The sequence below is a fragment of the Colwellia marinimaniae genome (genome assembly GCF_002207865.1).
GTDB lineage: Bacteria > Pseudomonadota > Gammaproteobacteria > Enterobacterales > Alteromonadaceae > Colwellia > Colwellia marinimaniae.
On sequence record NZ_BDQM01000182.1, the window covers coordinates 1 to 313 of the forward strand.

At 50.8% G+C, this 313-nt stretch carries 1 protein-coding gene; it reads left to right on the plus strand.

Annotated elements, in window-relative coordinates; genetic code table 11:
* Window positions 1–102 precede the first annotated feature (102 nt).
* Window positions 103–313 (plus strand): ead/Ea22-like family protein (locus tag MTCD1_RS18820; RefSeq protein WP_088569008.1); only part of this gene is annotated, 211 nt, incomplete at its 3' end.

The window sequence follows — 313 nt, forward strand, 5'->3', positions numbered from 1 at the left end:
CGATCCGAGAGATGAACGAAGACGCCTGGTCGTTCAGGGTTGTCGGACTTGTGCAAGTTGCCAGGAGGATCTGGAACTTATCAGTAAACAGAGAGGTTCGAAGTGAGCGAAATTAACTCTCAGGCACTGCGTGAAGCGGCAGAGCAGGCAATGCATGACGACTGGGGATTTGACGCAGACCTTTTCCATGAATTGGTAACACCATCGATTGTGCTGGAACTGCTGGATGAACGGGAAAGAAACCAGCAATACATCAAACGCCGCGACCAGGAGAACGAGGATATTGCGCTAACAGTAGGGAAACTGCGTGTTG